General features: G+C 47.5%; 32 protein-coding genes. 2 read left to right on the top strand and 30 right to left on the bottom strand.

From position 1 onward, the window contains the following. Positions 1-34 precede the first annotated feature (34 nt). Both LSG37_RS15625 and LSG37_RS15620 read left to right on the top strand, forming a co-directional pair. Positions 35-2,521, top strand: a complete 2,487-nt coding sequence (locus LSG37_RS15625) for an ABC transporter permease (RefSeq protein ID WP_233080744.1) — start codon at positions 35-37, stop codon at positions 2,519-2,521. A 2-nt stretch (positions 2,522-2,523) separates the two neighbouring features. After that, positions 2,524-4,989, top strand: a complete 2,466-nt coding sequence (locus tag LSG37_RS15620) for an ABC transporter permease (protein WP_233080743.1) — start codon at positions 2,524-2,526, stop codon at positions 4,987-4,989. 322 nt (positions 4,990-5,311) lie between these two features. Here LSG37_RS15620 and rplQ read toward each other — a convergent pair whose 3' ends face one another. From rplQ to tuf, 30 genes are all read right to left on the bottom strand, one after another. Then, on the bottom strand, positions 5,312-5,716 hold the full coding sequence (gene rplQ / locus LSG37_RS15615) for a 50S ribosomal protein L17 (protein ID WP_008899095.1): 405 nt from the start codon (positions 5,714-5,716) through the stop codon (positions 5,312-5,314). Positions 5,717-5,755: 39 nt separating this feature from the next. Then, a complete protein-coding gene (locus tag LSG37_RS15610) occupies positions 5,756-6,745 on the bottom strand; it encodes a DNA-directed RNA polymerase subunit alpha (RefSeq protein ID WP_008899096.1) in 990 nt (329 codons plus the stop codon). A gap of 27 nt (positions 6,746-6,772) precedes the next feature. After that, complete coding sequence (gene rpsD / locus LSG37_RS15605) at positions 6,773-7,393, bottom strand: 30S ribosomal protein S4 (protein ID WP_008899097.1); 621 nt, start codon at positions 7,391-7,393, stop codon at positions 6,773-6,775. Between the two features lie 31 nt (positions 7,394-7,424). Then, positions 7,425-7,814, bottom strand: a complete 390-nt coding sequence (gene rpsK, locus LSG37_RS15600) for a 30S ribosomal protein S11 (RefSeq protein WP_008899098.1) — start codon at positions 7,812-7,814, stop codon at positions 7,425-7,427. Positions 7,815-7,827: 13 nt separating this feature from the next. After that, a complete protein-coding gene (gene rpsM / locus LSG37_RS15595; RefSeq protein WP_040555062.1) occupies positions 7,828-8,184 on the bottom strand; it encodes a 30S ribosomal protein S13 in 357 nt (118 codons plus the stop codon). Positions 8,185-8,320: 136 nt separating this feature from the next. Next, positions 8,321-8,434 (bottom strand): 50S ribosomal protein L36, encoded by a 114-nt coding sequence (gene rpmJ, locus LSG37_RS15590; RefSeq protein ID WP_082335860.1) that lies wholly within the window; start codon positions 8,432-8,434, stop codon positions 8,321-8,323. A 22-nt stretch (positions 8,435-8,456) separates the two neighbouring features. Next, entirely contained in the window at positions 8,457-9,785 is a 1,329-nt protein-coding gene (secY, locus tag LSG37_RS15585) for a preprotein translocase subunit SecY (protein WP_125061014.1), read from the bottom strand. A gap of 15 nt (positions 9,786-9,800) precedes the next feature. After that, a complete protein-coding gene (rplO, locus tag LSG37_RS15580; RefSeq protein ID WP_127019518.1) occupies positions 9,801-10,235 on the bottom strand; it encodes a 50S ribosomal protein L15 in 435 nt (144 codons plus the stop codon). A 3-nt stretch (positions 10,236-10,238) separates the two neighbouring features. Continuing rightward, positions 10,239-10,421 (bottom strand): 50S ribosomal protein L30, encoded by a 183-nt coding sequence (rpmD, locus tag LSG37_RS15575; protein WP_008899102.1) that lies wholly within the window; start codon positions 10,419-10,421, stop codon positions 10,239-10,241. Positions 10,422-10,427: 6 nt separating this feature from the next. Then, on the bottom strand, positions 10,428-10,931 hold the full coding sequence (rpsE, locus tag LSG37_RS15570; protein WP_008899103.1) for a 30S ribosomal protein S5: 504 nt from the start codon (positions 10,929-10,931) through the stop codon (positions 10,428-10,430). Between the two features lie 9 nt (positions 10,932-10,940). Beyond that, entirely contained in the window at positions 10,941-11,291 is a 351-nt protein-coding gene (gene rplR, locus LSG37_RS15565; RefSeq protein WP_127688208.1) for a 50S ribosomal protein L18, read from the bottom strand. Between the two features lie 9 nt (positions 11,292-11,300). Further along, positions 11,301-11,834, bottom strand: a complete 534-nt coding sequence (gene rplF / locus LSG37_RS15560) for a 50S ribosomal protein L6 (RefSeq protein ID WP_233080742.1) — start codon at positions 11,832-11,834, stop codon at positions 11,301-11,303. A 12-nt stretch (positions 11,835-11,846) separates the two neighbouring features. Continuing rightward, a complete protein-coding gene (gene rpsH, locus LSG37_RS15555) occupies positions 11,847-12,239 on the bottom strand; it encodes a 30S ribosomal protein S8 (protein ID WP_233010929.1) in 393 nt (130 codons plus the stop codon). A 20-nt stretch (positions 12,240-12,259) separates the two neighbouring features. Beyond that, positions 12,260-12,565, bottom strand: a complete 306-nt coding sequence (rpsN, locus tag LSG37_RS15550; protein WP_127019513.1) for a 30S ribosomal protein S14 — start codon at positions 12,563-12,565, stop codon at positions 12,260-12,262. An 11-nt stretch (positions 12,566-12,576) separates the two neighbouring features. Continuing rightward, on the bottom strand, positions 12,577-13,116 hold the full coding sequence (rplE, locus tag LSG37_RS15545) for a 50S ribosomal protein L5 (RefSeq protein WP_127688206.1): 540 nt from the start codon (positions 13,114-13,116) through the stop codon (positions 12,577-12,579). Between the two features lie 19 nt (positions 13,117-13,135). Continuing rightward, complete coding sequence (gene rplX / locus LSG37_RS15540) at positions 13,136-13,450, bottom strand: 50S ribosomal protein L24 (RefSeq protein WP_008899109.1); 315 nt, start codon at positions 13,448-13,450, stop codon at positions 13,136-13,138. 9 nt (positions 13,451-13,459) lie between these two features. After that, a complete protein-coding gene (gene rplN, locus LSG37_RS15535) occupies positions 13,460-13,828 on the bottom strand; it encodes a 50S ribosomal protein L14 (RefSeq protein WP_127688204.1) in 369 nt (122 codons plus the stop codon). Between the two features lie 175 nt (positions 13,829-14,003). After that, positions 14,004-14,258 (bottom strand): 30S ribosomal protein S17, encoded by a 255-nt coding sequence (rpsQ, locus tag LSG37_RS15530; protein ID WP_125061011.1) that lies wholly within the window; start codon positions 14,256-14,258, stop codon positions 14,004-14,006. Beyond that, positions 14,258-14,449 carry a 50S ribosomal protein L29 gene (gene rpmC / locus LSG37_RS15525; protein WP_008899112.1) on the bottom strand — a complete coding sequence of 64 codons (192 nt, stop codon included), beginning with the start codon at positions 14,447-14,449 and terminating at the stop codon, positions 14,258-14,260. The genes rpsQ and rpmC overlap by 1 nt, the downstream gene beginning before the upstream one ends. Beyond that, positions 14,449-14,862 carry a 50S ribosomal protein L16 gene (gene rplP, locus LSG37_RS15520; RefSeq protein ID WP_008899113.1) on the bottom strand — a complete coding sequence of 138 codons (414 nt, stop codon included), beginning with the start codon at positions 14,860-14,862 and terminating at the stop codon, positions 14,449-14,451. The genes rpmC and rplP overlap by 1 nt, the downstream gene beginning before the upstream one ends. A 12-nt stretch (positions 14,863-14,874) precedes the next feature. Then, a complete protein-coding gene (rpsC, locus tag LSG37_RS15515) occupies positions 14,875-15,588 on the bottom strand; it encodes a 30S ribosomal protein S3 (protein ID WP_008899114.1) in 714 nt (237 codons plus the stop codon). A gap of 9 nt (positions 15,589-15,597) precedes the next feature. Beyond that, on the bottom strand, positions 15,598-15,930 hold the full coding sequence (gene rplV / locus LSG37_RS15510; protein ID WP_008899115.1) for a 50S ribosomal protein L22: 333 nt from the start codon (positions 15,928-15,930) through the stop codon (positions 15,598-15,600). A 10-nt stretch (positions 15,931-15,940) separates the two neighbouring features. Continuing rightward, complete coding sequence (rpsS, locus tag LSG37_RS15505) at positions 15,941-16,219, bottom strand: 30S ribosomal protein S19 (RefSeq protein ID WP_008899116.1); 279 nt, start codon at positions 16,217-16,219, stop codon at positions 15,941-15,943. Positions 16,220-16,238: 19 nt separating this feature from the next. Further along, entirely contained in the window at positions 16,239-17,063 is an 825-nt protein-coding gene (gene rplB, locus LSG37_RS15500) for a 50S ribosomal protein L2 (RefSeq protein WP_008899117.1), read from the bottom strand. A 16-nt stretch (positions 17,064-17,079) separates the two neighbouring features. Further along, entirely contained in the window at positions 17,080-17,382 is a 303-nt protein-coding gene (gene rplW, locus LSG37_RS15495; RefSeq protein ID WP_008899118.1) for a 50S ribosomal protein L23, read from the bottom strand. Continuing rightward, positions 17,379-17,984: a 50S ribosomal protein L4 gene (rplD, locus tag LSG37_RS15490; protein WP_008899119.1), complete on the bottom strand. Its 606-nt coding sequence runs from the start codon at positions 17,982-17,984 to the stop codon at positions 17,379-17,381. The genes rplW and rplD overlap by 4 nt, the downstream gene beginning before the upstream one ends. A 19-nt stretch (positions 17,985-18,003) precedes the next feature. Then, positions 18,004-18,642 carry a 50S ribosomal protein L3 gene (gene rplC, locus LSG37_RS15485; RefSeq protein ID WP_008899120.1) on the bottom strand — a complete coding sequence of 213 codons (639 nt, stop codon included), beginning with the start codon at positions 18,640-18,642 and terminating at the stop codon, positions 18,004-18,006. A 29-nt stretch (positions 18,643-18,671) separates the two neighbouring features. Further along, entirely contained in the window at positions 18,672-18,983 is a 312-nt protein-coding gene (rpsJ, locus tag LSG37_RS15480; protein WP_008899121.1) for a 30S ribosomal protein S10, read from the bottom strand. A gap of 255 nt (positions 18,984-19,238) precedes the next feature. Further along, entirely contained in the window at positions 19,239-20,978 is a 1,740-nt protein-coding gene (locus tag LSG37_RS15475) for an acyl-CoA dehydrogenase family protein (RefSeq protein WP_233080741.1), read from the bottom strand. A 215-nt stretch (positions 20,979-21,193) separates the two neighbouring features. Further along, positions 21,194-22,378, bottom strand: coding sequence for an elongation factor Tu (gene tuf / locus LSG37_RS15470; protein ID WP_233080737.1), 1,185 nt, complete (start codon positions 22,376-22,378; stop codon positions 21,194-21,196). Positions 22,379-22,419 lie beyond the last annotated feature (41 nt).

The raw sequence follows: 22,419 nt of genomic DNA, 5'->3' as shown, positions 1-22,419 counted from the left end.
TCCGCCAACAACTATAAGAATAAGGATCAGCACTATGTTTGTATATCAGCTCAAAACCGCCTGGAAAAATTTGCACAGACGCCGGGGTTTTGCCCTCAGTATTGTGCTGACGATGAGCATCACGCTGGGCATTTTATTAAACGCCACAGGGCTGTTTTATTATCTGGTGTTGCAGCCCTTACCTTATCCTGAGTCGGAACAGCTATATAAAGTAGAACAACTGCAGATTGATAAGTCCGGCCTGCCCAATGTGAATGCCTATGGTTATGCCAGCCTGATGCATTTGTATCAGCAGCAACAGCAAGATCAGGCTCTGTTCTCCAGTGTCGGCCTGGCTCACTATGATGATGAAGTGTTGGTGTCACACCCTGATCAGCCCAAACTCGCGACCAGTTACATCACGGCTGATTTTTTCCAGACACTTGGAGCCTGGCCTCAGCTTGGTCAGTTGTTTCAGCCCGTTAGCAATCCGGATCTGGCTGAACCTGTCGCTGTGTTAAGTTATACAGTGTGGCAATCCTTGTTTTCTGCCGACCCGGACATTATTGGCAAAGTACTCAGTATTCGTGGCAACAGCTATAAGGTAGCTGGGGTGCTAGCGGCTGATTTTGTCGAGCCCGAACTTTCTCAATCCGGGCGACAAACGGCCATCTGGCTACCCTGGCACTTTAACCCAGCGACTGAATCAATCCGCAGTCGCTGGGGAGATAGAGCGAATCCGCGAATTTTTATTGGCAAACTCAAAGCAGATATCCCGGTTCAACAAGCACAGCAAAGCCTAACCGATCTGGTCGATCGAACCTGGCAACAAGAAGTTGCAGCCATCCCCTTTTATCAGGGTTGGCGGGTTGAGATGAAGTTCAGCAGCTTGCGTCAGGTGATCTTTGGCGACAGTAATCTGGCCGCTTATTTGCTGCTGACAGCTGCTGTCGCCTTATTACTAATCGCCACAGCTAATATCGCCAATTTGTTGTTAGCCCGGGCGGCGGAACGAAACAAAGAGCTGGCATTGTGTGCTGCGCTCGGGGCCAGACCAGCACAAGTTCGCTTGGTCCTGTTGAGTGAAATCGCAGTGCTAATGGCTCTTTCGGCACTGGTCGGCTGGGGTATTTCGCTGGTCGGGCGTTGGTTTATTCGGCACAACCTGCCCGATGTATTACCACTCTCTGGTTATGACAGCATCAGCTATAGCGCTTTGCTGCTGGCGATTGCATTGACCTTGGGTCTGGTCATGTTGTTTGCCTGGTGCAGTGCAAAACTACTGAGCCTTGGCAAACTGAGTGGTGGTCAGTTGAATTATCGACAGTTGCAAAGCCATTTGGCATCAGGCGGCAAAGGCAGTACTGCACAGATCCCGCGTTCTGTCAGACAGGCGCTGGTATATAGTCAGGTCGCAGTCGCTGGCTTATTATTGTTGGTTAATCTGACATTTTTACTCAGTGCCGTCAGTAGCATGCGCGATCAGCAGGTTTTTGCCACTGCCGATCTGCTGAATCTGGACGTCCGGCTAAATACACCTCAACCACTGATACCTGAACAATATAATGCCGTACTCAGTCAGCTCACGACAGAACTGCAACTGTTGCCACAAGTTGAGGCGGTAAGCCGCGCTATGTCGCCTTTGGTCAGTGCCAGCAATACCTGGTCACTGATTGATGAGCGCTCGCAAAAAACTGTGTTGCCACAGGCTCAAATTGTGGATGAACATTTTTTCCAGGTGACAGCCCAATCCTTACTGGAAGGACATGATTTCAGCAGACAGCAAGTACAAACTGCTGACAAAGTGCTGATCATTAATGATGTGTTGGCCAAACATCTTTATCCTGACAGTACGGCTGTTGGCCAACGCTTGTCTTTTGATTTGAGCGCTGGTGCGGACGCTTCATTTGTTATTATTGGTGTGGTGCAAGGCCTGAAAAAACCCGGTGAGGCAACAGTGCCGCCCCGAGTTTACCGGCCCATGTACAGCGGCAGCAGCTTTACCATCATGCTAAAACCAGGGCAACAACTGCTGAAACATCAACTGATGGCTACACTGCAGCACGTCAGCGATATGCTGGTGATTTATCAGCTGGACTCATTAGAACAACAAAAAGCCCGTCTGCTGAAAAGCCAGTATCTGACCGCAGGGGCTGCCATTGTGTTGACACTATTGTCACTGTTGCTGGCGGCTATCGGATTGTATGGGGTTATTCATTATAACGTTCAGCTGCGTACCAGTGAAATTGGCATCCGTCTGGCTCTTGGCGCCAGTAAACACTATATAGTTCGCTTGTTCCTGCGCGACAATGCCCTGCCGTTTTTAACTGGCTTACTGAGCAGCATTTTGTTGGTGTTAACAGTGCGTGGCTATCTTCATCAGCAAGTGCAGCACACCATGGAACAGTATCTGTTGGAACTATTGCTGATCAGCACCGGTTGTTTGCTTTGCTTGTCGCTGTGTGCTTTGTTACTGCCGCTGCGAAAGTGTTTACAACAGTCAGCAAACCAGTTAATCCGCTCAGCTCAGGAGGGAAATTAAGCATGTTGCAACACTGGTTCCACACTGCGCTGTTACTGTTGCGCCAGCAGCAGCTTTACGCCCTGACCATTATTCTGACACTCGGCCTGACGCTGGGCGCTTTAGTGGCCACTTTTAATCTGAATTATCAGCTATTTATGGCACCTCTGCCCTACCCCGATGCCGAACGTTTGCAATTAGTGCGCGGCAGCCAGTGGCAACAAGACAAGCAGGTGTCGAAGGAGTGGCTGCCGGCGCAAGCACAATTGGATATCTACCGGCAAAACTGGCCAGAAACAGATAGCAAAGCGCTGCACAATATCAGTATTGATGTGGCACAAAATCTGCCCGGCAACCCTTCCTTTAATCTGGGTTATGTCACGCCGGAATTTTTGCCGATGTTTGACGCACCGCTGGCGCTGGGCCGCCATCTGAGTCCGGCGGAAGGACTCGATAGCCAGGTACCAGTGACGGTTCTGAGCTATCAGGTTTGGCAGCAGCATTTTGCCGGCGACCCTGCGGTGCTTGGCAAAACACTGCAATTTCGCGGCGTGTCATTTACTGTGGTTGGTGTGTTGGCAGCACATTTTGTCGAGCCAGTACTGGCAGCGCCTGGTTGGTCGACTGATCTTTGGCTCAGTTACGATTTTCATGATATGGGCACGCCAAACTGGAGTTTTAACAGCAATCAAATGCATCTGCTGCTAAAGCTTAAACTTGGCAGCAATCCAGCACAATTAGCCCATAGTTTTGAACAATGGGCTGCGCCGGAATTTACTGCAGCCAACCAGAGCAATGCGTTTTTGAAAAACAGTTCAGTGCGCTGGCGTTTGGAGCCTGTGCGTAGCCGTATTCTGGGGGACGCAGCTGGTCTTAGCCTGAGTTTATTGGCAGGCAGCATGCTGCTTTGCGCTATTGCCATCGCCAATATAGCCAATCTGGTACTCGGCCGCGCGATGGCACAACAACGATCCTTGACTATCCGGATTGCGCTGGGTGCACGTCCAGCCCATCTGTTTCGCCAATATCTGACCGAGTTTTCACTATTAGCCATTCCGGCATTGTTGTTATGTCTTGGTGTGGCAGAGGCTTGTTATCAAAGTCTCCAAGCAGGTTACGCCGGTCCGTTACCCCGTTTGCAGGAGCTTGGCAGTGGAGCTTTGAGTGTACTCTTTGCGATCGCTCTGTTGGTCGTGCTTTGCCTGACACTTTCTGCCTGGCTCACCCGGCAGCTGAATTACCGCCAGTTGCAGCAGAGCCTGCAACAAAGTGGCAAAGGCGCTACTGTGCAAGTGTCGGGACGTACACGCCAACTGCTGTTGATGTCACAAACTCTGTTTTGTTTAGTCACGCTGATTTACTGCAGCCAGATTTTTGTGCAGGCGCTTGCCAAACTACGCCAGCCGTCCGGGCTTGATTTACACACTTATCAGGTGGCCCTGACGCAGGGAGCATTACTGACAAGCTCACAAAATGAAGAACGTCGGCAACTGTTTGTGCAAGCCGCCGAAGTGGTCAAACAACAAAGCAACGCCAGGCTTGTCGGCGTGGGTGGTTACCCGCCGATCTCCTTTTGGCAGGCCGGATTTGCCATGTCATCGGTTAGCCAGCAAGCCGATGCAACGAGGCTTTATCCTAGCTATCGTTTTAGCGGCGACGCAGAGTATCTGAAGGCGCTGGGGCTTCAACTGCAAAGTGGCGAGATGTTTAGCCCTCAACAAGTGCTGAATCAGGACAATGTGGTCGTGATAAGCTCCAGCCTGGCCCATCGACTTGCCGCCGATTTTGCGACAGACGGCTCACTGATCGACAAAGTGCTGTACCTGCGAGGAGCAACAACGCCGAGTCGGATCATTGGAGTGGTCAGCGATCTGACGCTGCCCGGTCAATCCGATAGTGCGGCTGTCTACACCCCAGCGACACCTCCTGCATTTCCACATTTACTGGTCAGGCTGGCGGATGGCAAAAGCCTCAGCCGTGATCTGGTGAATCAGGCTCTGGCGCAAGTGCATCCGCAACTGAAAGTTTTCCGTTTCCATACCAGTGCGGAGATTTTCGCCGAACATACCCAGGATGCAAAAGTGGCGACCATCGTCACAGCTGCATTGTCGTTACTGGCTCTGGCATTAGCTGGCCTGGGTATTTTTGCGGTGATCCGCACACAAATTCAGCTGCGCCAATATGAACTGGCAGTACGCCAATCGCTGGGTGCGCGACCACAGCATCTGCTGCAGCTGACGTTGGTTGATAGTTTGAAACCACTACTTTGGGCTGTGCTGTTATTAATCCTTGCTTACAGCAGTTTGCAACTGAGCTTGCAGTTGGGTTGGTCTTTTAGTTTTGCACAACAGTTACAGATAGCACCACTGAATGCCTCAATAGCGCTGCTAACGGTGTTGCTGTTAACAACACTGATTGTGCTCGGCTGCGTGCGTTCCCTATTGAGCCGACCTGTAGTGCATGCTTTACGTGGTACAGCTATTAGTTAAAAGACAAGTTTGATGCAAAAGGTAGTAGGAATTCTGAAGGAAACTGTTTTCTGGCGCACATATACAATGTGAGACCACTAAGATTATAAATAATGGTGCCTTTCACATCTTAACTGGGAATGCGCCTATTGACCCGCTACTCACTCAGGTTTTCAGAAACAGGCAATGGCAAGACTAACCGAAGGCGATTGACAAACAAACACGATATGTACTCTTTTTAGCAAGAATAAATTGGCCCTCATTTAAGGATGCATTTATATCAGCCACTAAATTCAGACAAAAAAAGGCCAGCTTGCGCTGGCCTTTTTATTTGGAGTCTTACTTACTCAGCTGCTGTTTCTTCAGCTGGTAATGCAGCGCCGGCCACTTCTGGACGGTCTACTAACTCGATGTAAGCCATTGGTGCGTTGTCGCCAGCACGGAAGCCACACTTCAGAATACGAGTGTAACCACCTGGACGGGCGTTATAACGTGGACCTAACACGTTAAATAACAAACCAACTACTTCTTTATCACGTGTACGAGCAAAAGCTAAACGGCGGTTTGCAACGCTATCATTTTTCGCCAGTGTAATCAGAGGTTCGATTACGCGACGTAACTCTTTTGCTTTTGGCAGAGTCGTTTTGATGATTTCGTGCTTCACCAACGAGCTAGCCATGTTGCGGAACATTGCAGTACGGTGACTGCTGTTCCGGTTTAACTGACGACCACTCTTACGATGGCGCATGATCTATTCCTTCTTACTAAACCAGGAACTGGAATCTGGTTAGTCTTTATTTACCAAACTTGCTGGCGGCCAGTTTTCCAGGCGCATGCCTAAGGATAAACCGCGTGAAGCCAACACGTCTTTGATTTCGGTAAGCGACTTTTTACCAAGGTTTGGCGTTTTCAGCAACTCAACCTCAGTACGTTGTACCAGATCACCGATGTACTGTATCTGCTCTGCTTTTAAGCAGTTAGCAGAACGAACTGTTAATTCTAAATCATCAACTGGACGTAACAGAATCGGATCAAACTCCGGCTTCTCTTCACGTTTTTCTGGCTCGCTCTTGTCGCGTAATTCTACGAAGAATTCCAGCTGTTCAGCTAAAATAGTCGCAGCACGACGAATTGCTTCCTCTGGCTCTACTGTGCCATTGGTTTCCATGTCGATAACTAGTTTGTCCAGGTCAGTACGCTGTTCTACACGAGCAGCTTCAACTGAGTAGGCTATACGCTCTACCGGGCTGAAAGATGCGTCCAGTAACAGACGACCAATTGGACGTTCGTCATCCTCTGAGGATACGCGGGCCGAAGCAGGAACATAACCACGACCACGTTCAACTTTCAGACGCATACTGAATTCAGTTTCGCCGGTCAGGTTGCATATTACGTGCTCTGGGTTAACGATCACTACACCGTCACCACGCTGGATATCACCAGCAGTTACAGGGCCAGCACCTTTCTTAGTTAAAGTCAGAGTGACTTCGTCTTTGTCTTCCAAGCGGACGGCTAAACCTTTCAGGTTCAGTAAAATATCAATGATATCTTCCTGAACACCTTCTTTGGCGCTGTACTCATGAAGAACGCCGTCGATCTCTACTTCAGTCACTGCACAACCTGGCATAGACGAAAGTAAAATACGACGCAACGCGTTGCCCAAGGTATGCCCGAAACCGCGCTCAAGTGGTTCCAAAGTAACTTTGGCACGAGTTGGGTTGATTTTTTCGATACCAACTAATCTCGGCTTAAGGAATTCGGTGACAGAACCCTGCATTTTATCCTCTCTTAAGAAAACGCCCTACTACTTAGAGTAAAGCTCGACGATTAACTGTTCGTTGATGTCTGCAGACAAGTCTGAACGCTCTGGAACACGTTTGAAAACGCCTTCCATTTTCTTGGTATCGACTTCGATCCAAGTTGGTTTTTCGCGTTGTTCAGAAATCTCTAAAGCAGCAACGATACGTGCTTGCTTCTTCGCTTTCTCACGAACAGCGATGACTTGATCAGGTGACACAGCGTAAGATGGGATGTTTACCACAGCGCCATTAATCATAATAGCTTTGTGGCTAACTAACTGACGTGCTTCTGCACGCGTGCTAGCTAAACCCATGCGATAAACCACGTTGTCTAAACGGCCTTCAAGTAACTGAAGTAAGTTTTCGCCAGTGTTACCTTTCAAACGAGCAGCTTCTTTGTAATAGTTACGGAACTGCTTCTCTAATACGCCATAAATACGACGTACTTTTTGTTTTTCGCGTAATTGTAAACCGTAGTCTGATAAACGACCGCGACGAGCGCCGTGCTGACCAGGAGCAGTAGTTAAATTACACTTTGAATCAATTGCTCTAACGCCGCTTTTCAGGAACAAATCTGTTCCTTCGCGACGACTTAACTTGAGCTTAGGACCCAAATATCTTGCCATCTTCTTTCTCCAATAATCCTAGAAGCGCTTGTTACACGCGACGTTTTTTCGGTGGACGGCAACCATTGTGTGGAATTGGCGTCACGTCGGTGATATTTGTAATGCGGTAGCCAGCTGCGTTCAGAGCACGAATCGCTGATTCGCGGCCTGGGCCTGGACCGTTTACAAACACTTCAAGGTTCTTCAGACCATATTCTAACGCGGCAGTACCAGCACGCTCAGCAGCAACCTGTGCAGCGAACGGCGTAGACTTACGCGAACCACGGAAACCAGAACCACCAGCAGTTGCCCAGCAAAGAGCATTACCCTGGCGATCAGTGATCGTGACGATGGTGTTGTTGAAAGAGGCATGGATATGAGCCATACCGTCAGAAACTTGCTTTTTTACTCTTTTACGAGTACGAACTGGTGCTTTAGCCATGTTTTACCCCGTCCTATTTCTTAATAGCTTTGCGTGGGCCCTTGCGGGTACGCGCATTAGTTTTAGTGCGCTGACCACGAACAGGCAGACTACGACGGTGGCGTAAACCACGGTAACAACCCAGGTCCATCAAACGTTTAATGTTTAATGTAATCTCACGACGTAAGTCACCTTCAACAGTGTACTTACCTACTTCGTCACGAAGAGAGTCAAGCTCTGCGTCAGACAAAGAAGAGATTTTGCGAGTTTCTTCAATTCCCACTGCAGCTAAAATAGCTTTAGAGCGGGTTTTACCGATACCAAAAACATACGTCAAAGAGATGACAGCATGTTTATTATCGGGGATGTTAATGCCAGCGATACGGGCCACTAACGTTCTCCTATAAAAGATTAAAAGGGTGCCGATTTGAAAAGCCCGTAAGGATACTCAAACGGCGGCCATATTGCAACAATAAGTCGGGGCTAGACAAAAAAGTCTAGCCCTGACCTATAATTTTTTTCTGCTGTTAGCCTTGACGTTGCTTGTGCTTAGGCTCTACACAAATTACACGCACAACATTGTTGCGCTTGATAACTTTGCAGTTACGGCAGATCTTCTTAACGGAAGCTCGTACTTTCATGACTTAACTCCGCAAAATTACCTTAACGGCCGTAGCCCTTAAGATTTGCCTTTTTAAGTACCGACTCATACTGATGAGACATCAGATGGGTTTGTACCTGTGCCATAAAGTCCATAATAACCACTACGATAATCAGTAAAGATGTACCGCCGAAGTAAAATTGCACATTCCATGCAACCATCATGAACTCAGGAACCAAACAGATAAAGGTGATATACGCCGCGCCAGCTAAGGTTAAACGTGTCATTACTTTATCAATGTATTTAGATGTCTGCTCACCAGGACGAATACCAGGGATGAAGGCACCAGACTTTTTCAGGTTATCTGCTGTATCACGTGGGTTAAACACCAACGCAGTATAGAAGAAACAGAAAAAGATGATCGCAGCAGCATATAAAACCATATACAGCGGCTGACCCGGAGATAAGGTTAATGCCACTTCCTGCAGGAAGTTAGCAACCATACCTTCGCCTGACCCAAACCAACTGGCAATTGTACCAGGGAACAGGATTATGCTTGAAGCAAAGATTGGTGGTATTACACCAGCCATGTTGACCTTCAGAGGTAAGTGACTGCTTTGGGCAGCAAATACCTGACGGCCTTGTTGGCGTTTGGCGTAATTAACCACAATGCGACGTTGACCACGCTCGAAGAAAACTACGAACCAGGTAACCGCAACAACAATGGCTCCAATCGCTAATAAAAGCAAAAAGTGCAAATCGCCTTGACGTGCCTGCTCAATCGTCTGGCCAATGGCAGACGGGAAGCCAGCAACAATACCGGTGAAAATCAGCAACGAAATACCATTACCAATGCCACGTTCAGTAATTTGCTCACCTAACCACATTAAAAACATGGTACCGGTGACTAAACTGATCACAGCAGTGATTGTAAAACCAATACCTGGGTTTACTACTAAACCCGGCATCAGATTTGGCAAACCGGTAGAAATACCGATCGCCTGGACTATTGCCAATCCTAAGGTACCGTAACGTGTATACTGATTGATTTTACGCTTGCCGGCCTCGCCTTCCTTCTTCAATTCAGCCAGCGTGGGATGAACCACGGTTAACAGCTGAACAATAATAGAAGCAGAAATGTAAGGCATAATGCCAAGTGCAAATACAGATGCACGCTCAAGGGCGCCACCGCTGAACATGTTAAACATTTCAACGATGGTGCCTTTTTGTTGCTCGAATAATTGAGCCAGCACGGCGGCGTCAATTCCAGGAATTGGCACAAATGAGCCTAATCGGAAAACGATTATGGCCAAAAGTACGAACAACAGACGGGATTTCAGCTCACTGAAGCCGCCTTTTGCACTTTTTGTATCCGAACCTGGTTTTGCCATCGCGTACTATCCTTATTATTCTTCGACTTTGCCGCCAGCGGCTTCAATCGCAGCACGCGCACCTTTAGTCACGCTTAAGCCTTTAACTGTTATTGGACGAGTGATCTCGCCTGATAACACAACTTTAGCGAACTTAACGATACGAGAGATGATATTAGCTTCCATCAGGCTTGCTAAATCAGCTACATCACCAGCTACGGCTGTCAGCTCGTGTAAACGAACTTCAGCAGATACTAAGCCTTTACGTGATGTAAAACCGAACTTAGGCAGACGTTGTTTCAGAGGCATTTGACCGCCTTCAAAACCTGGACGTACTTTACCGCCTGAGCGAGATTTCAAACCTTTGTGACCACGGCCACCAGTCTTGCCTAAGCCAGAACCGATACCACGACCTAAACGGCGTTTCTCTTTTTTAGCACCTGGTGCAGGAGATAACGTATTTAAAAACATTTATTACTCCTCCACTTTAACCATGTAATACACAGTGTTGATCATACCGCGCACTGAAGGTGTATCTTCCAGTGTTACAGTGTGACCGATACGGCGTAAGCCTAAACCAACTAAAGTCGCTTTATGCTTCGGTAAACGACCGATGCCTGACTTAATTTGGGTTACTGTTACAGTCTTTTTAGACATGGCGAATTACCCCAGAATGTCGTCAACGCGTAAGCCACGCTTCGCAGCAACCTGAGCAGGCGATTTGATCGCTGACAGGGCGTTGATAGTAGCGCGAACTACGTTGATTGGGTTGGTTGAGCCGTAGCATTTAGACAGAACGTTCTGTACACCTGCTACTTCTAACACTGCGCGCATTGCACCACCGGCGATAATACCAGTACCTTCAGACGCCGGCTGCATATACACGTTGGAACCAGCGTGGATACCTTTTACCGGGTGGTGAAGAGTGTTACCGTTTAACTCAACTTGAGTCATGTTACGACGAGCTTTTTCCATTGCTTTTTGAATAGCAGCTGGTACTTCGCGCGCTTTACCGTAACCGAAACCGATACGACCATTACCGTCACCAACTACTGTTAAAGCGGTGAAGGAGAAAATCCGGCCACCTTTAACAACTTTGGAAACACGGTTAACAGCAACCAGCTTCTCTTGTAAATCAGATTGTTGTTTAGCTTCTACGTTAGCCATGATCTACTCCTAGAATTGAAGACCGGCTTCACGCGCCGCATCAGCTAATGCCTGTACACGACCGTGATACTGGAAACCGCTACGGTCAAAAGCACATTTACTGACGCCTTTAGCCACTGCACGTTCAGCAATCGCTTTACCTACAGCTTTAGCAGCGTCGATATTGCCGGTGTACTTCAATGATTCACGGATTGAAGCTTCAACAGTGGAAGCAGCAACAATCACTTCAGCATTTGGTGCGATAAGCTGGGCGTAAATGTGACGTGGTGTACGATGTACAACCAGGCGGTTCGCACCTTGTTCGATAATTGTTCTGCGAACGCGTTTAGCGCGGCGCAGACGAGCAAGTTTCTTATCCATCGTCCTACCCTACTTTTTCTTCGCTTCTTTACGACGCACGTTTTCGTTAGCGTAGCGAACACCTTTGCCTTTATAAGGCTCTGGTTTACGGTACGCGCGGATGTTTGCAGCAACTTGACCAACTAATTGCTTGTCAGAACCTTTCACCAACACTTCTGTTTGAGAAGGGGTTTCGATCGTGATACCAGCTGGCACCTCGAAAGCAACCGGGTGAGAAAAGCCTAAGCTCAGGTTTAACACCTTGCCTTCTGCTTTTGCACGGTAACCAACACCAACCAATTCCAGCTTCTGAGTGTAACCTTCGGTTACGCCAGTCACTAAATTGTTGATCAACGCGCGAGCGGTACCCGCTTGTGCGTCAGCGTTTGCGATGCCGTCACGAGGAGTCGTACGCAGTACGTTACCTTCAATAACAACTTCGACTGCAGGGTTAACGTTCAACGTTAACTCGCCATTTTTACCCTTTACTGTCAGGTTTTGGCCATTCAGTGTAATTGTTACACCTGCAGGAACCGTGACGGGGGCCTTAGCAACACGAGACATAGTTACCCTCCGTTACGCTACATAGCCGATGATTTCACCACCGATTCCAACCTTGCGCGCGGCACGGTCAGTCATTAGCCCTTTAGACGTAGATATAATAGCTACACCTAAACCACCCATTACTTTTGGTAATTCGCCGCGTTTCTTATAGATACGCAGACCTGGACGGCTAACACGATCGATAGTTTCAATTACTGATTTGCCCTGGAAATACTTTAATGTAACTTCCAACTCTGCCTTAACATCAGCAGATACAACGAAATCTTCGATGTAACCTTCGTCTTTTAATACTTTCGCGATGGCAACCTTCATTTTTGAAGATGGCATCTTAACCGCAAACTTTTTGGCAGCTTGGCCGTTGCGGATGCGAGTAAACATATCCGCTACTGGATCTTGCATGCTCATAGCTGTTACTCCCGTGATTCTTACCAGCTAGCCTTACGAAGGCCAGGAATTTCACCGCGCATCGCTGCTTCACGTACCTTGATCCGGCTCATGCCGAATTTACGAAGATAACCGTGAGGACGACCTGTTACACGACAACGATTACGTTGACGCGAAGGGCTTGAATCACGCGGTAACGACTGCAACTTCAGAACTGCTGCCCAACGGTCTTCGTCAGAAGTCGTCGGATTTGCAATCAGATCTCTCAGTGCATGACGTTGCTCAGCGTATTTGGCTACCAGTACTGCACGCTTTGCTTCGCGCGCTTTCATTGATTGTTTTGCCATGACCCTACACCTTATTTCTTGAATGGGAAGTTAAACGCGGCAAGTAATGCACGCCCTTCATCATCAGTACGAGCCGTAGTAGTGATAGTGATATCTAAACCACGTACCGCATCTACTTTATCGTAATCGATTTCAGGGAATATGATTTGCTCACGAACGCCCATGCTGTAGTTACCACGGCCGTCAAACGACTTAGGATTCACACCGCGGAAATCGCGGATACGAGGAATAGCAATAGATACTAAACGCTCTAAGAAATCCCACATACGTTCGCCACGCAGTGTAACTTTTGCACCAATAGGGTAGCCTTCACGGATTTTGAAACCAGCTACTGATTTACGAGCCTTGGTAACCAATGGCTTTTGGCCAGAGATAGCAGTTAAATCTGCTACTGCGTTATCAAGGATCTTCTTATCAGCTACTGCTTCACCCACACCCATGTTCAGTGTGATTTTAACAATCCGAGGGACTTGCATGACGCTCGTGTAGCCGAACTGTTTAAACAGTTCTGGAACTACGGTGTCTTTATAAATTTCATGCAGTTTCGCCATCGTATTACTCCAATAGCAATTAAATTACTTCGTTATTCGATTTGAAGAAGCGAACTTTCTTGCCATCTTCAAAACGGAAACCTACACGATCAGCCTTTCCAGTTTTTGGATTGAAGATCGCTACATTTGAAACGTGAATTGAGGCTTCTTTCTCAACGATTCCACCTGGGGTGTTCAACGCTGGGATTGGCTTCTGGTGTTTCTTGACAAAATTAATGCCAGAAACATACACACGGTCTTCAGCAACTAACACTTTCAGAACCTTGCCAGTTTTGCCTTTGTCCTTACCAGTAAGAACAACAACCTCATCATCACGACGGATTTTATTAGCCATTGTGACTCCTTACAGTACTTCTGGGGCCAGGGAAACGATCTTCATGAACTTATCGCCACGAAGTTCGCGCGTTACCGGTCCAAAAATACGTGTACCGATCGGTTCCAGCTTGTTGTTTAACAACACTGCTGCATTGCGATCAAAACGGATTACTGACCCGTCCTGACGGCGTACGCCTTTGCGTGTACGCACCACCACAGCATTCAGAACGTCACCTTTTTTGACCTTACCGCGAGGAATTGCTTCCTTAACGGTGATCTTGATAACGTCACCAATTGCTGCATAACGGCGATGCGAACCACCTAAGACCTTAATACACATTACGCTGCGCGCGCCGCTGTTGTCTGCGACTTCCAGCATAGATTGCATCTGGATCATCTTAGTGCTCCGCTATTCCACTACTATAACCCTCTCGGGTTACGCTGCTTTCGACTATAAACTACCCCCAACAAAAGGGCGCGTGATTATAACAGCACTTTTGTACAAATGGTAGCCTTTAGTCGAACGAGAAAAAAACGGCCCCGAAGGGCCGTTTTCGCTTACATCTTAATCATTAAGATGCAGATTCGACAACGGAAACCAGAGTCCATGACTTAGTCTTGGACAGAGGACGACATTCGCGAATAGTCACGATGTCACCTTCTTTACACTGGTTTGCTTCGTCATGTACGTGCAGTTTGGTAGTACGTGTAATGAATTTCCCATAGATTGGGTGCTTCACGTGACGTTCGATAGCAACAGTAATAGACTTGTCCATTTTGTTGCTGATCACTTTACCTTGCAGGGTACGGGTGTTTTTTTCGCTCATTAGGCACCTGCCTTCTCGGTTAAGATAGTCTTAACACGCGCGATATCGCGACGCACTTGCTTTAACAAATGAGTCTGAGCCAGCTGACCTGTAGCTGCTTGCATGCGCAGGTTGAACTGCTCACGTAATAAGCCCAGTAATTCAGCGTTTAACTCTTCAACGCTTTTTACTTTCAGTTCGCTTGCTTTCATTACAATACCGTCCGCGTTACAAAGGTTGTCTTAAATGGAAGCTTGGCAGCTGCCAGCGTAAACGCATGACGTGCCAGTTCTTCCGACACACCGTCCATTTCATACAGGACTTTGCCAGGTTTAATCTGGCAAACCCAATATTCCACGCTACCTTTACCACTACCCATACGAACTTCGAGTGGTTTTTCCGTCATTGGTTTGTCCGGGAACACGCGGATCCAGATTTTACCAACACGTTTAACGGCACGAGTCATGGCACGACGTGCAGATTCGATTTGACGTGAAGTCATTTGACCACGTTCAACTGCTTTAAGTGCATAAGTACCGAAGCTGACTTTATCGCCTACCAGCGCTAAGCCACGGTTACGTCCTTTGTGCACTTTACGAAATTTAGTACGTTTTGGTTGCAACATCGCTCAATACTCCTACTTAGCCTTGCGAGGAGCCGGTTTTTTCGGCGCCTTAGGCTGTTTGTCGTTGTTGGCGTTCGCGTTGTTGTTCAATGGCATAGCTCCTAAGATCTCGCCTTTGAAAATCCAAACTTTCACACCAATGATACCGTAAGTAGTTAAAGCTTCTGATGTTGAGTAATCGATGTCAGCACGCAGAGTGTGCAGTGGCACACGGCCTTCACGATACCATTCATCACGAGCAATCTCAGCACCGCCTAAACGGCCACTGACCTGAACTTTGATACCTTTAGCGCCTAAACGCATTGCGTTCTGTACCGCACGCTTCATAGCGCGACGGAACATTACACGGCGTTCCAGCTGGCTGCTGATTGAGTCAGCAACTAATTTGGCATCTAATTCCGGCTTACGGATTTCAGAAATATTGATCTGAGCAGGCACACCAGCGATAGTCGCTACGGCTTTGCGCAGTTTCTCAACGTCTTCACCTTTTTTACCGATGATCACGCCTGGACGAGCAGTGTGAATAGTCACACGGATGCTTTTCGCAGGACGTTCAATATCGATCCGGCTTACTGAAGCGGCTTTCAGTTCTTTTGTCAGATACTGACGAACTTTAAAGTCACCAACCAGGAAGTCCGGGAAGTCTTTTGTATTCGCGTACCAGGTTGAGCTCCAAGGCTTAGTGATACCTAGGCGAATACCAGTAGGATGTACTTTCTGTCCCATTTCTCACTCCTAGTTATCAGCTACAACCACAGTAATGTGGCTGGTACGCTTGACGATACGGTCAGCACGGCCTTTGGCACGTGGCTTAATCCGCTTCATTGACGGACCTTCGTCAACAAACACAGTTTTCACTTTTAAAGTGTCGATATCGGCACCTTCGTTGTGTTCTGCGTTCGCAATGGCTGATAAAAGAACCTTTTTAACTAAGTCAGCCGCTTTTTTAGGGCTGTAAGTTAAAACATTCAACGCCTTATCAACTGACAGACCACGGATTTGGTCAGCGACCAAACGAGCTTTCTGTGCAGAAGAACGGGCAAATTTGTGTTTAGCTAATGCTTCCATTATTTACCCCTTAGCGCTTCTTGGCCTTTTTGTCGGCTGCGTGACCACGGTAAGTACGAGTAGGTGAGAACTCACCTAACTTGTGACCGACCATCTCTTCTGAGACAAGTACTGGTACATGCTGACGACCATTATGGACAGCGATGGTCAAACCGATCATTTGTGGAATGATCATTGAACGACGGCTCCAAGTCTTAATTGGTTTCTTTTCACCGCTTTCCAACGCTTTCTCTACCTTCTTCAACAAGTGAAGGTCGATAAATGGACCTTTCTTGAGAGAACGTGGCATGGCAATTCCTCACATTAAATTATTTGTCACGACGACGGACAATGAACTTGTCAGTACGCTTGTTCGAACGGGTTTTGTAACCTTTGGTCGGAACGCCCCATGGAGTAACAGGGTGACGTCCACCTGAAGTTTTACCTTCACCACCACCGTGAGGGTGGTCAACCGGGTTCATTACCACACCACGCACTGTTGGGCGGACACCGCGCCAACGCATCGCACCGGCTTTACCGTATTGACGCAGCATGTGTTCGGCGTTGCCGATCTCGCCGATAGTTGCACGGCAGTCAGCCAGAACTTTGCGCATTTCACCACTGCGTAAACGCAGAGTAACGTACGCGCCGTCACGCGCCAGGATCTGGGCAAATGCACCAGCTGAACGCATTAATTGGCCGCCTTTACCAGGCTTCAATTCGACGTTGTGGACGATTTGGCCCACTGGGATGTTGCGCAGTGGCATAGTATTACCAGATTTAATTGGTGAATCTAAGCCTGACTGTACTGTATCACCCGCTTTTAAGCCTTTTGGTGCCAGGATGTAACGACGCTCGCCGTCTGCATACAACACCAAAGCGATGTTAGCAGTACGGTTTGGATCGTATTCCAGGCGCTCAACTTTAGCAGGGATACCATCTTTATTACGTTTGAAATCAACCAGACGGTAGTGTTGCTTATGACCACCACCGATATGGCGAGTAGTAATACGACCGTGGTTGTTACGACCACCAGTTTTAGTATTCTTCTCTAACAAAGGAGCGTAAGGCTTGCCTTTGTGCAGGTCAGGGTTCACGACTTTTAAGACGTGACGACGACCAGGTGACGTAGGTTTACACTTTACAAGTGCCATTTCCTAACTCCTCTAATTACTCAGCGCCGCCAACAAAATCAAGTTCGCTGCCTTCCTTAAGAGTAACGTAAGCTTTTTTCCAATCGCTACGTTGACCTGTACGCATACCAGTGCGCTTAGTCTTACCCTTAACGTTAACAGTGCGAACACCAACAACTTCTACTTCAAATAATTTTTGAACAGCAGCTTTGATGTCAGCTTTAGTAGCAGTAGTAGCTACTTTGAACACGATAGTGTTGTTGGTTTCTGCCGCAATGGTGCTCTTTTCAGACACGTGCGGAGCCAGAATCACTTTCAGTAAACGTTCTTCACGGATCATGCTAGCATCTCCTCGATTTGTTTAACTGCAGCAGCAGTCATTACAACTTTGTCGAAGGCGATTAAGCTGACTGGGTCGATACCGTGAACATCACGTACGTCAACCTTGTACAGGTTGCGTGCAGATAAGAACAGGTTTTCGTCAACTTCGTCAGTCACGATTAAAACGTCTTTCAGTTCCATCGCTTTTAACTTAGCTGTTAGTTCTTTCGTTTTCGGAGTTTCAACAACAAAGTTTTCAACTACGATTAAACGTTCTTGACGAACTAATTCAGACAAAATGCTCATGATCGCGCCACGATACATCTTTCTGTTTACTTTTTGGCTGTGATCTTGTGGCTTAGCCGCAAACGTCACACCACCGCCACGCCATATTGGGCTACGGATTGTACCAGCACGGGCACGACCTGTACCCTTCTGGCGCCATGGCTTCTTACCGCCACCGCGTACTTCTGAACGTGTCAGTTGAGCACGTGTACCTTGACGGGCACCAGCTGCATACGCAACTACTACCTGGTGTACCAATGCTTCGTTGAACTCACGTCCAAAGGTAGCTTCGGAAACTTCAAGAACGCCTTTAGCGTCTCTTAATGCTAATTCCATCACTCATCTCCTCCAGACGTTAGCCTTTGACAGCAGGTTTAACAATCACATCACCACCGATAGCACCAGGGACAGCGCCCTTCACTAACAGGATGTTGCGTGCTGCGTCTACACGTACAACTTCCAGAGACTGGACTGTTACACGCTCGGCACCCATGTGTCCGGCCATTTTTTTACCTTTGAATACTTTACCTGGTGATTGGTTTTGACCAATCGAACCTGGTGCACGGTGAGATAAAGAGTTACCGTGAGTCATATCCTGAGTACGGAAATTCCAGCGCTTTACAGTACCGGCAAAACCTTTACCTTTTGATGTACCGACGACATCAACTTTTTTCGTCTCTGCGAAAACTTCAACAGTAATCTCGCTACCAACAGTGATGTCAGCACCTTCGTTATCTTGCAGGCGGAATTCCCACAGACCACGACCAGCTTCAACACCAGCTTTTGCAAACTGACCAGCGTCTGGTTTGTTCAGGCGAGAAGCCTTCACTGTGCCAGCAGTCACTTGCAATGCGCTATAGCCATGAACGTCTTGCGTTTTAATGGCAGTAACGCGGTTTGGTGTTGCTTCGATTACGGTTACTGGGATTGATACGCCATCTTCAGTGAAGATGCGAGTCATGCCCACTTTACGACCGATTAGACCGATAGCCATATCCTAAACCTCTCTAAAAACCTGTCTGATTAGCCCAGGCTGATTTGAACGTCAACGCCAGCAGGCAGATCTAAACGCATCAGAGCATCAACAGTCTTTTCTGTTGGTTCAACGATGTCGATTAAACGCTTGTGGGTACGGATTTCGTACTGGTCACGTGCATCTTTATTCACGTGAGGAGAAATCAATACAGTGAAACGTTCCTGGCGAGTCGGAAGTGGGATAGGACCACGAACCTGCGCGCCCGTACGCTTAGCTGTGTCAACGATTTCCATAGTTGACTGATCGATCAAACGGTGATCGAACGCTTTCAGACGGATGCGAATCCTTTGATTACTCATAAACCAAAGCCTCAAAGAGCAAAAAGAGCAAAATAAAACAGAAGCTTTCTGACCCATCAATAAATGGAAGAATGCCCCTGCACCAATGTAACGTTTGCTCCCCAATCGGGAGCACTGTTGTCGTTAACCAATTCAATTGCTGGTTAACCGCCTGCCAAAATTATGGCTGGCCGCGCATTATACTCAACTGATTGAGAAAGACAACCCCTGCTGAATAATTAAACAGCAGGGGTGTACTTTATGATCAGAAGACGATCAGAACAGCTTTGGTTCTGCTGAGGATAGCTCTGAAGGGAACTGTTCAATCAGGCTGAACAGGCTTTCAATACGAGGTAAAACTCTGCTGTAGTAAAACTTAGCTTTAAGTTGTTTGGACTGGATAAAATCTTCACTGTGTTTTGCGGCATCTAACGCAGCTTCCATCTTATCCCACATAAAGGCGTAAAGCAGATATCCGGTTAAATCCAGATAGTCATTGGCTACCCAAGACAATAATTCAGGTTGGGTTTTTCCCCGCTCTAATAATGATTGGGTTGCTGACTTGAAACGCTCTGCCGCTGAAGCAATTTGTTTTGTTGCCGAACCTGATAATCCTGCGGTTAACTCACGTATCAGATCTAACACTACAGTACCTTGATCCGATGCTACTTTACGTAACATAAAGTCGGCGGCCTGAATGCCATTGGTCCCTTCATAGATTTGCGCAATACGCACATCACGCACTAACTGCTCCATACCCCATTCGCGGATATAACCATGACCACCAAATACCTGTTGGGCTGTAACACAAGCATCCAGTCCTCTGTCCGTCATAAAAGCTTTAGTAACAGGAGTCAGTAAATTCGCTCGGGCTTGCGCTTTAGCATCCTTACCAAACTTGGCCTGATCCAATAGATGCCCGACATAAACACTAAAGGCCCTGCCCGCTTCATTAATACTACTGATATTCAGCAGCATACGTTTGACATCAGGGTGACCAATGATAGGATCGGCTTTATTGCCATCTTTAGTTACTGTTCTACCTTGTAAACGGTCATTGGCATAAGCCAGTGCATTCTGGTAAGCGCGCTCTGCAGCACCTAAGCCCTGACTGCCCATAGCAAGACGTTCGTAGTTCATCATAGTGAACATACAAGCCAGACCTTTATGTGGCTCGCCTATCAGGTAGCCTTCGGCACCATCAAAGTTCATCACACAAGTGGCTGAACCATGAATGCCCATCTTGTGTTCAACTGAACTACAAATCAGACTGTTACGCTCGCCCAAGTTGCCACTGGCATCGACTTTAAACTTAGGGACTAAGAACAGAGAAATACCGCGGCTACCAGCAGGAGCATCCGGTAACTTAGCCAGTACCAGATGGATGATGTTATCTGTCAGGTCGTGCTCACCTGCTGTAATAAAGATTTTTTCGCCACTGATACGATAAATGCCATCGCCCGTAGGTTCGGCTTTACTGCGCATAATTCCTAAGTCAGAACCAGCATGAGATTCTGTCAGGCACATAGTGCCAGACCATTCGCCGCTGTATAACTTCGGCAGATACAAAGCTTTGGTTGCCTCATCAGCATGTTGCAATAAAGCTACACAAGCACCTGATGTTAGGCCCGGGTATAGAGAGAAGGCTATATCGGCGCTGCACATCATCTCGTCATATAAACCAGACAAGCTTTTAGGCATCCCCATGCCACCGTATTCAGGATCGCCGGACAAACCAGTCCAGCCGCCTTCACACAGCAACTGATAGCACTCTTTATAATGAGATGGAGTTGTTACTTCACCAGAAACACAAGACACACCTTGCTCGTCTGCAGCTGCGGCTAAAGGTGCGATTTTTTCGGCAGTAATTTTTGCAGCTTCTTCTAAAATGGCAGCAGCAGTATCGGCATCAATCAGTTCAGCTAACTCAGTTTGTTGTTGCCAAAACTGTTGAACTTGCCAGACATCAAATAGTTGAAAGGACATGTCGGCCAGCGGGGCCTGGTAGTGACTCACAATAACTCTCCTTGAAAAACCCTAATGGTCGGATGAGTTAGTTCTAGCATGTTCATCAGGCAAATTCAAACAAACGTTTGAATTACTGGCAGAGATCCGGATCTTCTTTGTACTAAAGGTATGACAGCAGCAGCGCTATACGGATTTCAGGCAAAATGTAGGAAAAATGAATATAAAAAAAGGCCCCGAAGGGCCTTTTTTAAAAGTTCTGACTATTACGCCAGTACTTTAGATACTACACCAGCACCTACTGTGCGGCCACCTTCACGGATGGCGAAGCGTAAACCTTCGTCCATCGCGATTGGGTTGATAAGCTCTACAACAAACTTCAGGTTGTCGCCTGGCATTACCATCTCTACGCCTTCTGGCAGTTCTACTGAACCAGTTACGTCTGTAGTACGGAAGTAGAACTGTGGACGGTAACCTTTGAAGAATGGAGTATGACGACCACCTTCTTCTTTCGATAATACGTACACTTCACCTTCGAACTTGGTGTGTGGCTTGATTGAACCTGGTTTTGCTAATACTTGACCACGTTCTACGTCTTCACGTTTAGTACCACGTAACAGTGCGCCGATGTTCTCGCCTGCACGACCTTCGTCTAACAGTTTACGGAACATTTCTACACCAGTACAAGTAGTCGTCACTGTGTCTTTCAGACCAACGATTTCTACTGACTCGCCTACTTTAACGATACCTTGCTCTACACGGCCTGTTACTACAGTACCACGACCAGCAATTGAGAATACGTCTTCGATTGGCATGATGAATGGCTTATCAATCGCACGTACTGGCTCTGGGATGTAAGAATCTAAAGCTGCTGCCAGCTCAAGGATTTTTGGTTCCCACGTTGCATCGCCTTCCAGACCTTTTAAAGCTGAACCACGGATTACCGGCAGGTCATCACCTGGGAAATCGTAGTCTGACAGAAGTTCACGAACTTCCATCTCCACCAGCTCTAACAGCTCTTCATCATCTACCATGTCACATTTGTTCATGAATACAACGATGAAAGGTACACCTACCTGACGAGATAACAGGATGTGCTCACGCGTCTGTGGCATTGGGCCGTCAGTTGCAGCTACTACCAGGATTGCGCCGTCCATCTGAGCAGCACCAGTGATCATGTTTTTAACATAGTCAGCGTGACCTGGGCAGTCTACGTGGGCGTAGTGACGAGTTGGTGTATCGTATTCAACGTGAGACGTGTTGATCGTGATACCACGAGCTTTCTCTTCTGGCGCTTTGTCGATTTGATCGAAAGCGAATGCCTGACCACCGTAGTGCTTAGCAAGTACGTTAGTGATAGCAGCAGTTAAAGTAGTTTTACCGTGGTCAACGTGACCGATGGTGCCTACGTTAACGTGCGGTTTATTACGTTCGAATTTAGCCTTAGCCATTTTAATTACCTTCTGTTAAATAGATCCAACTTAAAGTGGAC

This window comes from Rheinheimera soli (genome assembly GCF_021290985.1).
Taxonomy (GTDB): domain Bacteria; phylum Pseudomonadota; class Gammaproteobacteria; order Enterobacterales; family Alteromonadaceae; genus Pararheinheimera; species Pararheinheimera soli.
This window is presented reverse-complemented; position numbering and strand designations above follow the sequence as displayed.